Raw genomic sequence first — 13219 nt, forward strand, 5'->3', positions numbered from 1 at the left:
CCCGCAATCTCGCCGCCGTGCACAACCGCCCCGAGCAGAGATCGACGATCCCCGCCGCCCCCTGCCGCACGTCGTGTGATTGAAGGAGTGCTACACCGTGTCCGAGGTACGTCTTTCCGTCGAACCGCGCACCGAGTTCGGAAAGGGTGCCGCCCGCCGCACCCGTCGCGCCGGCAAAATCCCCGCGGTGCTCTACGGGCACGGCTCGGACCCGCGGCACTTCGCGCTGCCGGCCATCGAGTTCGCCCGCGTCGTCCGCGAGAACGGCACCAACGCCGTCATCACGCTGGACCTGGAGGGCTCCAGCGAGCTGGCGCTGACCAAGACCATCGTGGTCCACCCGCTCAAGAACTACATCGAGCACGTCGACCTGCTGGTCGTCAAGCGCGGCGAGAAGGTCACCGTCGACGTCCCGGTCGTCGTCACCGGCACCGCGGGCCCGGGCACCCTGGTCGCCCAGGACCTCGACACGATCCAGGTCGAGGTCGAGGCGCTGCACATTCCGGAGCAGTTCGAGGTCTCCGTCGAGGGCATCGAGGCCGGCACCCAGATCACCGCGGGCCAGGTCTCCCTGCCCGCGGGCGCCGAACTGGTCACCGACGCCGAGGCGCTCGTCGTCGCCGTCAACGAGGCGCCGCGCGGCTCCGCTGACGAGGACGCCGAAGCCGAGGAAGCCTCCGCCGAAGCTGCCGAATAAACTCGCTTTCGTGAGTGAAGACCTGCCCGGGGCCGGCGAGCTGATTCTGCTCGCCGGCCTCGGCAATCCAGGGCCCCAGTACGCCGGGAACCGGCACAACGTGGGGTTCATGGTGCTCGACGAACTGGCCGGCCGGATCGGCGGGAAGTTCAAGGCCCACCGCAGCGGGGCCGAGGTGCTCGAAGGCAGGCTGGCCGGTTCCCGCGTGGTGCTGGTGAAGCCGCGGTCGTTCATGAACCTCTCCGGCGGGCCGGTGGTCGGCGCGGCCCGGTTCTACAAGGTGCCGCCGTCCGGCGTCGTGGTGGTGCACGACGAGCTGGACGTCGATTTCGGCGCGCTGAAGCTCAAGCTCGGCGGCGGCGACAACGGGCACAACGGACTGCGGTCCATCACCAAATCGCTCGGCACGCGTGACTACTACCGCGTGCGTTTCGGCATCGGGCGGCCGCCGGGCAGGCAGGATCCGGCGGATTTCGTGCTGAAGGACTTTTCGACGGTCGAGCGCAAGGAGCTCCCGTTCGAGATCGACCGGTGCGCGGACGCCGCCGAGGCGTTGATTTCGCGGGGGCTCGCTGCGGCGCAGAACGCGTTTCACGCCGCCTGATCTGTCTGGTTTGCCCCGGCTGGGTCCCGACGCACCCGATGAGGTTTTCTCAGCCGCTGTGGTGCGCCCCCCAGCGGCGGCGAACCGCGTCCTCGATCAGGGCAGCTTCGTCCCCGTGCTCGCGGGGTTTCTGCCCTGGTGCGGGGGCAGGAGTGCGGTGGCGAGCTCAGCGGAAGAGAAGCTGCCGCGCATCGCGCCGCCGGGAACCCTCGGCGAGGCGTTGGGGTCGATTGAGCCGTTGTGCGTGTGGGTGAGCAGCCGTGGCCGTCCGTGATGGATTTCTCACTCGATGGGCGGCTTCTGGGGCCCTGATCGAGTCGTCCGAGCGGGTGCGGGCTTCCCGGGGTGGCCGGGACCGGTTAGGACGGACTGCAGGAGTTCGCACCACCCCGACCCTGAATCGGAGAATGATCCATGCCGTTTACCGCCGAGGATCTCGCTGAGGTCGCTTTCGGTAACGCCCCGATCGGCCGCCGCGGCTACGCCAAGCAGGAGGTCGACGACTTCGTGCGGCGGATCGCCAAGACGATCGCCGACGAGGACGATCTCACCGCGGCCGAGGTCCACCACGTGCTGTTCTCCAAGCCGTTGATCGGCAAGCGCGGATACGACGAGCGCGAGGTCGACCAGTTTCTCGACGAGGTCGAGACGCAGCTGGCCGACCGCTCCGGACGGCGGGCTCCGCTGATTCCGGGAAGCCGGGACCACAGCGAGGCGACCGCGGGACGCGCCTCCTGGCCTGTGGTCACCGAGGCGCCAGCGGAACGGCTGCCCGGCCGATAGATCTTCACACGAAGGCCGCTGCGAGGATCCCTCGCAGCGGCCTTCGTCGCGTTCGGGCGCTATCCGCGAACGATCAAGCGTCCGCGTTCTTGGCGATCTTGTCCGCGTACTGCACCGCGGTAGCTGCCCGCTTGACCTTGCCGGACGGGGTCTTGGGCAGGCTTCCGGCCGGAAGCACCACGACCGCGAACGGGCGCATGTCCACCGCGTCTCGCACGCGGGCGGCGATTTCCTTGGCCAGCCGGTTTTCCTCAGCGGCGGCACCGGCCAGTTTGGACTCCACGACCACGGCGAAGCGTTCGCGGCGGCTGCCCGCGTCCAGGCGGACGGCGACCGCGTTGCCCGCCCGGACGCCGTCGACCGAGCCAGCGGCGCGTTCGATGTCGGTCGGGTACAGGTTGCGGCCGCCCATGATGATGACGTCCTTGCGGCGGCCGCAGATCACGATCTGGCCGTCGACCAGGTAGCCGAGGTCGCCGGTCTTCATCCAGCCGTCCGGGTCCTGGGTGTCCAGCGGGCCGTCGACGGTCAGGTAGCCGGGCGTCACGGCCTCGCCGCGCAGGCGGATCTCGCCGACCTGCCGTTCGCCCAGCACGGCACCGGATTCGTCGACGATGTCCGCTTCCAGACCGTCCAGCGGGCGGCCGAGCAGGGCGAACGAGCGCACCTCGTCCGTGCCGCGGCGGGGGTCGCCTTCCGGCACCGGGACCGCGCGGTTGTCGGCTTCCAGCGCGTCGGCTTCGACGACGTCCAGCGTGAGTCCGGTGAACAGCGGCGCGAACGAGACCGCCAGCGTCGCCTCTGCCATGCCATACGCGGGGAACACGCATTCGGGCGGCATGTTGAAGCGCTTTCCGGCGTCCACAAAGGTCTCGACGGCCGTCTCGTCGATCGGTTCGGCACCGTTGAGCGCGATGCGCAGCTTCGACAGGTCGTAGGCGTTGTCGTCCTCGACCCGGGCCATGCGCTTGCCGACGATGGCGTACGCGAAGTTCGGCGCGGCCGTCGTGGTGCCGCCGTACTTGCTGATCAGCTCCGGCCAGATCAGCGGACCGGTCAGGAATTCGACCGGGGTGATCTTGACCAGTTCGACGCCGAACGTCATCGGCACGGTCAGGAAGCCGACCATGCCCATATCGTGGAAGGTCGGCAGCCACGACACCATCACGTCGGTGTCGAACTCGAACTCGGCGCGGTCGACCATCGCCTTGACGTTGGTGTACAGGTTGCCGTAGGTGATCCGGACGGCCTTCGGCTCCGCGGTCGATCCGCTGGTCAGCTGCAGCAGCGCGGTATCGCCCTCGGCGGTCTTCACGATCTCGGCGAGCGGTTCCGCACCGGCCAGTTCGGAGATCAGCCGGTAGCTGATGCCCTTGCCTTCGAGCACCGGGGCGAGCTGGTCGAACGGTTCGCCCAGCACGACCAGCTCGGCCCCGATCATTTCGAGCACCTTGACCGTGTCCTCGGCCCATTCGGCGAGGTCCGTGCGCGGCGTCGGCTGGTGCAGCATCGTCACGCTGCCGCCGGTGAGCCACACCGCCTGCACGGTCGGCGCGATCAGCACCGGTGCGGCGGCCAGCACCGCCACCGCGCTTCCCGGCTTCAAACCGCCGCTGACCAGCCCGCCGGCGATCCGGCGCGCTTCGTCGTGCACCTGCGCCCAGGTCCGGCGCACCGGCTCCTTGGGCTCGCCGGTCACCATGCCGCGCCGTTGCCCCCGGTCCGCCGCGTTCCCGACGAGTGTGTCCACAAACCGACTCATGTGCGTCAGATTACTGTCCGGTTTTCCGGCACTGCCCGCGGCGGCGTGAACAGCGGATGTCCGGTGTCAGACGGGTTGCGGACGGACCGGTCCAGATGGGCCTGCGGCGGCTCGTCGCGGGTCGGTTTCCGGAACTCCGGCAGCGCGAACGTCGCCGTCCGTCCGCCGATTTTCTCGTGAGTCACTCGGCGAGTTCGGACGTCTCCAGCCACCGCGCCTCGACGTCGTCCTTCTCCGCCAGGACGGCCTTCAGCTCGGTGTTCAGCTCGATCAGCTTCTCCGGGTCGGTAGCTGCCTCCGCCAAAGCGGCGTGCAGCTTCTCTTCCCGCTTCGCGAGCTGGTCCAGCTTTCGCTCCAACCGGCCCAATTCCTTTTGCGCCGCACGGGTTTCCGCCGCACTGCGCTTGGCCTCGGTCTTCTCCGCGGCCGGTGCTTCGCGACGCGGCGCGGCCTCCTTCGCGCGAGCGCGGCGTTGCAGGTACTCCTCGATGCCGCCCGGCAGATGGGTGACCTTGCCGTCGCCGAGAAGCGCATACGTGGCGTCGCAGACTCGCTCGACCAGGTACCGGTCGTGCGAGACCACCACCATCGTGCCCGGCCAGCCGTCGAGGAGGTCTTCGAGCTGTTGCAGGGTGTCGATGTCCAGGTCGTTCGTCGGCTCGTCCAGCAGCAGCACGTTCGGCTCGGCCATCAGCAACCGGCACAGCTGCAGCCGGCGACGCTCGCCACCGGACAGGTCGCCGACCGGCGTCCACTGCCGAGCCGCCGGAAAGCCGAGCTTTTCGCCGAGCTGCGACGCGGTCATCTCCTGCTTGCCGAACACGACGCGACCGGAGACCTGCTCGATCGCTTGCAGCACACGAAGATCAGCGGGCAGGTCGTCGAGTTCCTGGCGCAGGTGCGCGAGCGCGACCGTCTTGCCCTGCACCCGTCGTCCGGTCGGCGATTCGACGTCGCCGCCCAGCAGCTTCAGCAGCGTGGTCTTGCCGGAGCCGTTCACGCCGACCAGACCGATCCGGTCGCCAGGGCCGATCCGCCACGTCACGTGATCTAGCAAGGTCCGGTCGCCAACCCGCAGCGATGCGTCTTCCAGCTCCAGCACCGTCTTGCCGAGCCGGCGCTTCGCGAACGCCATCAGCTCCACCGAATCGCGCGGCGGCGGCACGTCGGCGATCAGCGCCTCGGCGGCTTCGACGCGGTAGCGCGGCTTCGAGGAACGCGCCTGCGGACCGCGCCGCAGCCACGCCAATTCCTTGCGCGCCAGGTTCTGCCGCTTCTCCTCCGCGGTCGCGGCGAGGCGGGCGCGTTCGGCGCGGGCGAAAATCCAGTCGGCGTAACCGCCTTCGTACTGCTCGACCCGGCCGTTCGCGACCTCCCAGGTGAGGCTCGCGACGGTGTCGAGGAACCACCGGTCGTGCGTCACGACCACGACCGCGATCCGGCGGCCCAGCAGATGGTCGGCGAGCCAGCGAACGCCTTCGACGTCAAGGTGGTTAGTGGGCTCGTCGAGCACCACGAGGTCCAGCTCGCCGGTCAGCGCGGCGGCCAGCGCGACGCGACGGCGTTCGCCGCCGGACAGGTTCGCGGTCGGGGTGTCGAGTCCGATCGCGGTGATGCCCAGACCGTCCACAATAGACCGGACGCGCGCGTCGGCGGCCCATTCGTGCTCGGCCCCGTAACGTTGCAGCACCACGTCGCCGACCGTGCTGCCGGTCGGCAGTTCGGTGCGCTGGGTGACGACGGCCATCCGCAGGTCGCGCACCTGGCTCACCCGGCCGGAATCCGGTTCGCTCAGTCCGGAAAGGACTTCGAGCAGCGTCGTCTTGCCGCCGCCGTTGAGCCCGACTACGCCGATCCGCTGCCCCTCGGCGACGCCGAGGGAAACGTTGTCCAGCAACGGCTTCACGCCGTAGGACTTGCTCACCGATTCCAGGTTGACCAGGTTGGCCATCCGGATCCTTTCCACTGTGGACTATTGATTCAAGCTTTGCGGTTCAGGCGTGCACGCGCGGCGGCGCGTTGCGCGGAGCGTCGTCGCCGCCGACCACCCTGGCCCCGGGCACCGGGCCGTGCGCGACCCGCACCGTCCGGCATACCCCCGCGCCGGACAGCTCGGCGGCCACCTCGACCGCGGTTTCCGCGTCGGAGCACAGGAACGCGCACGTCGGCCCGGAGCCGGACACGCATCCGGCAAGCGCGCCCGCGTTCACCCCGGCACGCAGCGTGCGGCGCAGGCCGGGCCGCAGCGACACCGCGGCCGCCTGCAAGTCATTGCCGAGCAACAGGGCGAGTTGGCGAGGATCGCCCGACGCGAGCGCCTCCACGACCGGCGTGTGCGACCCGATCCGCGGCGGCTTGCCGTCCGCGCGCAGCCGGTCGAGTTCGCCGAACACCTTGGGCGTGGACAGGCCTTCCTCGTCGAAGGCCAGCACCCAATGGAACGTGTGGCGCGCGAGCACCGGAACGAGCTGCTCGCCGCGGCCGGTGCCGAGCGCGGTGCCGCCGTACAGCGCGAAGGGCACGTCGCTGCCCAGCCGGCCGGCGATGGTGGCCAGCTCGTCGCGGGTGATGTCGAGTTTCCAGAGCGACGAGAGCCCGACCAGCGCCGCGGCCGCGTCCGCGCTCCCGCCCGCCATGCCGCCCGCGACCGGAATGCCCTTGCGCAGCACGATTCGCACCTTCGGCTCATCCGCGTCCGGCCGTCCGGCGTAAGAGGCCAGCTCGCGCGCGGCTCGCCAGGCGAGGTTGGCGCCGTCGGTGGGCACCGTGCGCTCCCCCTCGCCGTACACCTCGAGCCCTGGCTCGTCGGTGGCCGCGACGGTCACCTCGTCGGTGAGCGAAAGCGCCTGGAAGACGGTGACCAGCTCGTGGAACCCGTCCGCCCGCAGGTCGCCGACGGCCAGGTGCAGGTTGACCTTGGCCGGGACCCGGACGGTGACTGGTGGTGGAACGACGGCGAGCACCCGTCCAGCCTACGTGGCTGTCGCTGACCAGGTGCCGTCAGGAGAAAACGTTGGCACGGAAGTTCCCCCAGTCGTCGCTCCGGAGTGGCCAGCCGGACTAATTTGGAACTACTTTGTAACTATGCGCACGCCGGAGGTCAACCTGTCCGAGCTGTCCCTGCACCCGCGCCGGGTCACCGACCAGCTCGAAGGTTCGCCGACCCGGTCGGTCCGGATTCGCCGACGGGAGAAGGACAAACCCGATCTGGTGCTCGTCACCGCCGAGCGCGCCGAGCAGGCGGCGGCCGGGTTTTCGGCGGCCGTCGCGATCCTCGTGGAACTGCTGCGCCGCAGTGCCGAGACGGTCGCGCTCGCCGCCGAGGCGCTGCCCGCCGCGTTCCCGTGGGCGCGGTACCTGTCGGCGGAAGAGGTGCGGACGTTCGTCGGCGAACTGGCCGAAACCCTGGAGCGAACCGAATCCCTCGGCAACCCGGCGCCGTTCGCCGCCCTCGTGGCGAAGTGGAAGCAGGCCGCCGAGGCGCACGCGGATCCGGAGCTGGCGGAGATCGTGCGCCGGAACGACCACAATGGACAGACTTCAGGACGCGTGTCCTAGAACCTTGACCGCATGTCCTGATCTCTCGGGCGATGCGTCCCGCAGATGCGGCGAGGGCCGCCCCAATCGAATGGGACGGCCCTCGGAAAACAGCTCGGTAAAAGGGAAATCAGGCGGCGACGACGCTCTGCGGACCGCGCGCCGGCTGGCTCACGTGCGCGCCCCGGTCGGAGATCCAGGACAGCGCGGCATCGGCCCGCTCGCCGCGGACGCCGAGGCGGAACCGGGCGATCGGGGTGTCCCCGATGCGGGTGAGGCCGCCGCCGATGGTGGCGAGCTCCACGTCGAACCGGCTGGCCGCCTCGGGCAGCAGGGCGCCAACCGAAGCGAAGCCGATCAGGACGACGTCGACCGCGCGGTCGTACTTCGCGGACTGGGCGCGCGAGGTCTCGACCGACGGCAGCACCGCCTGCGCGGTCCAGCTGTCCGGCGTCGAGATCAGGTCGAGCACCGTGCCGCGCTCGACGATCGCGCCGTTGTCGAGCACCGCGACGTCGTCGCAGACCCGGCGGACGACGTCCGCGTCCGGCGTGGTGACGACGATCGTCACGCCCAGCTCGGCCCGCGCCCGGTCGAGCACGGCGAGCACCGCGCCCGCGTCCTCGGCCGCGATCCCGGCGGTCGGGTCGTCAGCGAGAAGCACGGCCGGTCCGGCGGCGAGCGCCTTGGCGACCGCGACCCGGCGGAGCTGGCCTTCGGTGAGTTCTTCGGGCTTCTGCGCGGCGCGGGCGGTGAGGCCGACCAGGTCGAGCAGCGAGCCGACCCGGCTGCGCCGCTGCGGGCCGTCGACGCCGAGTTGCTCCAGCGGGCTGGCGATATTGCCCGCGATGGTGCGTTCGGCGATCAGCTCCGGCTTGGTCCCGACGACGCCCAGCTGGCGGCGGATCTCCCGCAGCCGCTTGCCGTCGAGCGTCGCGGTGTTGAGGCCGTCGAGCCGCACGACGCCGCGGTCGGGGCGCTCCTGCAGCGCGATGCAGCGGGCGAGGGTCGACTTGCCGGAACCGGAGGGACCCACAACCCCGAACAGCGAACCGGCTTGCACGTCAACGCTCACGTCGCGCAGCGCGGCGACACGATTTCCGTGGAAGGGAAAGGACTTGGACACGTTTTCGACAGTGATCACGAAAGGGCTCCAGGCAAACGAGGCGCAGCGCCGATTCCGGGCGCGCCAGGCGTCATCGAATTACCGTCCACTGTGGACGGCGCAAGAAACTGCGGAAAAAACGATCAGGCGATGACCATGGAGCGTTGACACGCACATACCGAGCGGCGACCTTCGTCGACTACGCGCCGGCGGGTCAGCAGGAGCGGGCGGGTGACCCTCTTCATCGAAAACAGCCTCCATCGGTCCTGGCGGTAGCACCTGCCCTGCGGAGGGTGGTTGCTGCGACTTCGGCGAGCCAGGTCTCTCAGTCGCTCGGGATGGACGCTTTCGAGTAAAGCCGATCCCATTGGCTGAACGCAAGCGCGTTGGTGCAGATCACACGTCTGGTGGTGCCCGCATGCCGGAACACCGCGTCCAAGAACCGGAAACCCGGAACCTCGGTCGCCGAACAGTGCCTCGACCTGCGAAACACCCGCGGCGGACCTCGGCGGCGAACTAGTTCGTTCCACTGTGGACGATCAAGGATCTTTGTGGAACAAGAGTTTTCTCGTTGTCAAGTGGCGGCGGTTCGCGAGCCTCGACGCTCGGCTCACGGAGGCCTCGACCGGGTCGAGATAGGTCAGCGGAGCGAAGCACCTCGGGTCGGCACCGCTGAACAATCCGGAGCGCGGAGCAGCCGGACTCCCCCGAATGCCGAGCTGCTCGTCACAGGTGGAGGGCGGTTTCGGCCGTAGCCGCGTGATCACTAAGAGTATCTGAATGGCGGTGGGTGACTCACAATCAGCGACGACACAAGATCATCGGACAACGCAGCGAAACCAGGGAATACCCGCCGCCCCGCCGGAGTTGCACGGCACAAGCGAGCGCCGCGAGAGGGGGTCAGCTTCCGGCAGCCGCGATCCGCGCGAACGCGTGCACGTCCAACTGCTCCCCGCGCGTCTTCGGGTCGATCCCCGCCTCCGCGAGCAGTTCGCCGGCCCGCTCGGCAGAACCGGCCCACCCGGCCAGCGCGGCCCGCAAAGTCTTGCGTCGCTGCGAGAACGCCGCGTCGACCACCGCGAACAGCCGTGCGCGATCCACGCCGGAAACCGGGTCGGTCCGGCTGAACGAGACCAGCGCGGAATCGACGTTCGGCACCGGCCAGAACACCGCGCGCGGCACCGCGGCGACCTTCCGCGCCGGGCCGTACCAAGCGAGCTTCACACTCGGCACTCCGTAGGTGCGGCTTCCCGGACCCGCTGCCATCCGGTCAGCGACCTCGGTCTGGACCATTACCAGCCCGCTGCGCAGCGACGGCAGCTCGGCCAGCAGGTGCAGCACCACCGGTACCGCGACGTTGTACGGCAGGTTCGCGACGATCGACACCGGCTCAGCCGGGAGATCAGCGGCCCGCACCCGCAACGCGTCCGCGCCGACGACGGTCAGCCGCTCCGCTGCCTCAGGCGCGCGCTCGGCCACTGTGCGCGGCAGGCGGGCGGCCAGCACCGGATCGATCTCCACCGCGACGACCTGAGCGCCCGCGGCGAGCAGGCCCAGCGTCAGCGAGCCGAGGCCGGGACCGACCTCCAGGACGACATCCCCGGGCTGCACGCCGCCGAGTTCGACGATGCGGCGGACCGTGTTGGGGTCGTGCACGAAGTTCTGCCCGAGCTTCTTCGTGGGCCGGACGTCGAGTTCGTCGGCCAGCCCGCGGATTTCGGCAGGCCCCAGCAGTTCCACCACCGCACGAGCCTACCCAGCGCCGTCAGCGCCCCGGCAACGCGGAGTACGAAAACAGGCGGCCGTGAGCTCGAAGCTCACAGCCGCCTGCCGGGAAAACTCAGGTCACGCCTTCGCGCCGCACACCGGCCAGGCACCGTAGCCGCCACCGCGAGCGGCACGGACCTTCTCGGCCACCGCGATCTGCTGCTCGCGGCTGGCCTGGCTCGGCAGCGCCGCGTACTGGTCGCCGCCGTAGGCGTTCCAGGTCTGCTTGTCGAACTGAAGGCCGCCGTAGTAGCCGTTGCCGGTGTTGATCGACCAGTTGCCGCCCGACTCGCACTGCGCGATGCGGTCCCACGCGGATCCGTCGCCGATCGCCGGCTGCGGCGGCTTCTTGGTGCCGACCTTGATGATCTTGGCCTTGGCCTCGACGAGCACCTTCTCCGAGACCTGCTCGCGCGCGACTTCCTCGCCGTTTTTCTTCGTGACCTTGTAGGTCACCAGCTTCTTGCCCGGCGTGCCCGGGTCCTCGACGCTCTGCTGGCCCTGCAGCTGCGTCGGGTCGTCGACCTTCTGCACCTCGGGGTCGATGGTCTCTTCCTGGTTGACCATCGACACGCCCATGCGGCTGACGTGGACCTCGGCACCGTTCTTCAGGCTGACGTCGAGGCCGCCCTCGATCGCGTCGTCCGGGCCCAGGTTCAGCTTCAGGTCGGAGGCGAGCTCCTTGGTGGTCACCGCGGTGGTGTCCACCTTGCGGGGCGCGTTGGTGCCGTCGAAAAGCGTGATGTGCTTGAGGGTCTTGACCTGGACGGTCGAACCCTCCAGCGGCAGTTCGCCGGACGACGGCATCGACGTCCACGCGCCCTGGGAAAGCATGCTGCCCATGCCGAGCTGGCCCATGGCCTCGCCGAGCGTGGTCGCGCGGACCCACGAGGGCCGGGACACGCCGTCCACGACGAGGTTCAGCTGACGGCCGCGCTCAAGCTTGATGACGCCGCCGTCGCCGACCGCCGCCTGCGGCGAGGGCGAAAGCGCGTCGTGCTCGCCGACCGACAGGCCCGCGTCCTCGAGCACCTCGCCGACGGTGCCGCCGTAGCTGTGCACGGTCTGCTGGTGGCCGTCGACGTCGACGGTGATGCTCTTGTTCATCGCGAGCGCCGCCGCGCCGCCACCGCCGACGGTGACCAGCAGCGAAAGCACGGCACCCTTGAGGAAGCGGCGCTTCCAGGTCTTGGTCGCCTCGCGCAGCCCTTCCTCGACCGCGGCCTTCTTGGCCTGCGGGGAGGCGGTGCGGTCCTGCTCGACCTCGTCCGGGAGGACGAGCGGCGGAAGCATCGTGGTTTCCGCGTTGATGAGGCGGATCAGCTCGTCGACGTCGATGTCGATTTCCGACATCAGCATGTCGGCGTCCGGGCCGAGCGCGGCGAGCACGTCCTGCTCGGTCACCCGGAGCTCGTCGGAGAAGTCAAGCTGCCCGTAAGCGGTGTCCTCGAGCTCGCGGTCGAGCACGGCCACCGAGGACGCGGAGGAGGAGAAATACGCCGAACCCGCGTCAAGACGCGAGTCATCCTGCCGACTACCAGTCACCGGGTCGTTCCCTTTCCCAAGACACCGCGCGTCGTTCGCGCGTCGTCCTTCGTTCGCGACGCACCCTCGGGCGCGCCTCTCAAGTCCGACACCCCCAGCCAGCGCCATCGTCACGGTCCCGAGTCGTACCAACCTCGGTTCCGCTTCCCCGACGTGCACTGACGTGACTGGTGGGCGTATCAGCCGGCTCCGCGTCGCGGTACCGACCGGCACGATCACGGGACAGTAACGGGTGTTGGCAGGTTGCGCAAACACCCCCCGGAGTGTCGTGACTTGTGTCACTCATCAGGTGGACGAATGCGCGGTCTCGAATGTCGCAATCCGTGCAACTCGTTGTGACACTACGGAATCAGGCGGGCAGCCGATATGCGCGTTCGGCAGTGGTCCGGACCGCTTCGGCCACCTCGTGGACCGCTTCGCCGCGCAGCTGAGCGAGGAAGCGAACGGTGTAGGCAGTGCAATACGGCTCGTTCGGCCGCCCACGGTAGGGATGAGGCGTCAAAAACGGCGCGTCAGTCTCCGCGAGGAACTGCCCACGCGGCACGAGACGCGCGGCCTCATGCAGCCCGCGCGCGTTCTTAAAGGTGACCGTGCCCGCGAAGGACAGGATGTAGCCCTTGTCGACACAGCGGCGCGCGATGTGCTCGTCGCCAGAGAAGCAGTGGAAGACCACCGTCTCGGGCGCGCCTTCCTCGTCGAGGATGCGAAGCACGTCCTCGTGCGCGTCGCGATCGTGGATCATCAGAGCCTTGCCAAGCCGCTTCGCGAGGTCGATGTGCCAGCGAAACGCAGCCTGCTGCGCATCGTGCGGCGAGTAGTCCCAGTAGTAATCGAGCCCCGTCTCGCCGACCGCGACCACCCGCTCGCCACGCGCCAGACGCTCCACTTCGGACTGTTCGGCGGCCCCGAATTCCTTGGTGCGCGTGGGATGAATAGCCACTGCGGCAAACACCCGCGAGTCCCAGGTGGACGCCTCGGACGCCCAACGAGCAGCAGCGAGGTCGTCCGCGACAGTGACAACCCGCGCGACCCCAGCCCGTTCCGCGCGGTCAACCATCTCCGCGACGTCAGCCGCAGTCTCCGCACCGCACGCGTCGAGATGAGTGTGCGCGTCAACCACCGTCACCGGCAGCCGGTCGGGAATCGGGGGAAGTTCGCGCTTCTCGTCACCCATGACCCCAAGCTACTGCGCCCCCGCCCGCAGATGCCGTGAGGGGAACCCTGCGGGACCCAGATTCCCCAGGGTTCCCTTCGCGACCCGCACCCGGTTCGCGAGGGGCCCCTTCACGGACCGCCCGCCCAGCGCAGCCGCAGGGGTACGCCCCAATGCCACATTGGGTGCATCCCACGCACCGAACGCCACATTGGGTGCGCCACATGCACCCAACGCCACATTGGGGCGCTAGCCCCACTCACAAA

12 protein-coding genes and 1 riboswitch are annotated in these 13219 nt (G+C 69.3%); of the genes, 4 read left to right on the forward strand and 8 right to left on the reverse strand.

From position 1 onward, the window contains the following. The first annotated feature begins 97 nt into the window (after nt 1-97). The 3 genes from L3Q65_RS30530 to L3Q65_RS30540 all read left to right on the forward strand — a co-directional run bounded on the left by L3Q65_RS30530 (nt 98) and on the right by L3Q65_RS30540 (nt 2084). Nucleotides 98-697: a 50S ribosomal protein L25/general stress protein Ctc gene (locus tag L3Q65_RS30530; RefSeq protein WP_182889777.1), complete on the forward strand. Its 600-nt coding sequence runs from the start codon at nt 98-100 to the stop codon at nt 695-697. Nucleotides 698-707: 10 nt separating this feature from the next. Continuing rightward, a complete protein-coding gene (pth, locus tag L3Q65_RS30535) occupies nt 708-1301 on the forward strand; it encodes an aminoacyl-tRNA hydrolase (protein WP_237597279.1) in 594 nt (197 codons plus the stop codon). A gap of 414 nt (nt 1302-1715) precedes the next feature. After that, nucleotides 1716-2084, forward strand: coding sequence for a DivIVA domain-containing protein (locus tag L3Q65_RS30540; RefSeq protein ID WP_182889776.1), 369 nt, complete (start codon nt 1716-1718; stop codon nt 2082-2084). A gap of 73 nt (nt 2085-2157) precedes the next feature. On the opposite strand, the gene L3Q65_RS30545 is transcribed toward L3Q65_RS30540, so the two are convergent. From L3Q65_RS30545 to L3Q65_RS30560, 4 genes are read right to left on the reverse strand one after another with little or no spacing between them, the layout of a single operon-like run. Next, the gene (locus L3Q65_RS30545) at nt 2158-3846 is read right to left on the reverse strand and encodes a fatty acyl-AMP ligase (protein ID WP_182889775.1); all 1689 of its coding nucleotides are present in this window, start codon (nt 3844-3846) and stop codon (nt 2158-2160) included. A gap of 5 nt (nt 3847-3851) precedes the next feature. After that, the gene (locus L3Q65_RS30550) at nt 3852-4031 is read right to left on the reverse strand and encodes a hypothetical protein (protein WP_237597280.1); all 180 of its coding nucleotides are present in this window, start codon (nt 4029-4031) and stop codon (nt 3852-3854) included. Beyond that, nucleotides 4028-5797: an ABC-F family ATP-binding cassette domain-containing protein gene (locus tag L3Q65_RS30555; protein WP_182889773.1), complete on the reverse strand. Its 1770-nt coding sequence runs from the start codon at nt 5795-5797 to the stop codon at nt 4028-4030. Before L3Q65_RS30555 ends, L3Q65_RS30550 begins: the two co-directional genes overlap by 4 nt. Nucleotides 5798-5840: 43 nt before the next feature. Further along, nucleotides 5841-6809, reverse strand: coding sequence for a 4-(cytidine 5'-diphospho)-2-C-methyl-D-erythritol kinase (locus L3Q65_RS30560; RefSeq protein WP_037820169.1), 969 nt, complete (start codon nt 6807-6809; stop codon nt 5841-5843). 121 nt (nt 6810-6930) lie between these two features. Between L3Q65_RS30560 and L3Q65_RS30565 the strand changes: the two genes are divergently transcribed. After that, complete coding sequence (locus tag L3Q65_RS30565; RefSeq protein ID WP_182889772.1) at nt 6931-7404, forward strand: hypothetical protein; 474 nt, start codon at nt 6931-6933, stop codon at nt 7402-7404. Nucleotides 7405-7513: 109 nt separating this feature from the next. On the opposite strand, the gene L3Q65_RS30570 is transcribed toward L3Q65_RS30565, so the two are convergent. From L3Q65_RS30570 to L3Q65_RS30585, 4 genes are all read right to left on the reverse strand, one after another. Further along, entirely contained in the window at nt 7514-8527 is a 1014-nt protein-coding gene (locus L3Q65_RS30570) for a methionine ABC transporter ATP-binding protein (RefSeq protein WP_182889771.1), read from the reverse strand. Between the two features lie 215 nt (nt 8528-8742). Next, nucleotides 8743-8833: riboswitch (SAM riboswitch) on the reverse strand. Nucleotides 8834-9388: 555 nt separating this feature from the next. Beyond that, nucleotides 9389-10231, reverse strand: a complete 843-nt coding sequence (gene rsmA, locus L3Q65_RS30575) for a 16S rRNA (adenine(1518)-N(6)/adenine(1519)-N(6))-dimethyltransferase RsmA (RefSeq protein WP_182889770.1) — start codon at nt 10229-10231, stop codon at nt 9389-9391. A 102-nt stretch (nt 10232-10333) separates the two neighbouring features. Then, entirely contained in the window at nt 10334-11800 is a 1467-nt protein-coding gene (locus tag L3Q65_RS30580; RefSeq protein WP_370648132.1) for a transglycosylase family protein, read from the reverse strand. Nucleotides 11801-12149: 349 nt separating this feature from the next. Then, entirely contained in the window at nt 12150-12974 is an 825-nt protein-coding gene (locus L3Q65_RS30585; protein WP_182889769.1) for a TatD family hydrolase, read from the reverse strand. Nucleotides 12975-13219 lie beyond the last annotated feature (245 nt).

It is taken from the genome of Amycolatopsis sp. FU40 (genome assembly GCF_021903635.1).
Lineage (GTDB): Bacteria > Actinomycetota > Actinomycetes > Mycobacteriales > Pseudonocardiaceae > Amycolatopsis > Amycolatopsis dendrobii.

What these genes read in the sequence shown, in the direction of transcription:
- L3Q65_RS30540 (WP_182889776.1), top strand. Translation starts at nt 1,716, where the DNA reads ATGCCGTTTACCGCCGAGGATCTCGCTGAGGTCGCTTTCGGTAACGCC.
- L3Q65_RS30545 (WP_182889775.1), bottom strand. Translation starts at nt 3,846, where the DNA reads ATGAGTCGGTTTGTGGACACACTCGTCGGGAACGCGGCGGACCGGGGG.
- L3Q65_RS30555 (WP_182889773.1), bottom strand. Translation starts at nt 5,797, where the DNA reads ATGGCCAACCTGGTCAACCTGGAATCGGTGAGCAAGTCCTACGGCGTG.
- L3Q65_RS30565 (WP_182889772.1), top strand. Translation starts at nt 6,931, where the DNA reads ATGCGCACGCCGGAGGTCAACCTGTCCGAGCTGTCCCTGCACCCGCGC.
- L3Q65_RS30585 (WP_182889769.1), bottom strand. Translation starts at nt 12,974, where the DNA reads ATGGGTGACGAGAAGCGCGAACTTCCCCCGATTCCCGACCGGCTGCCG.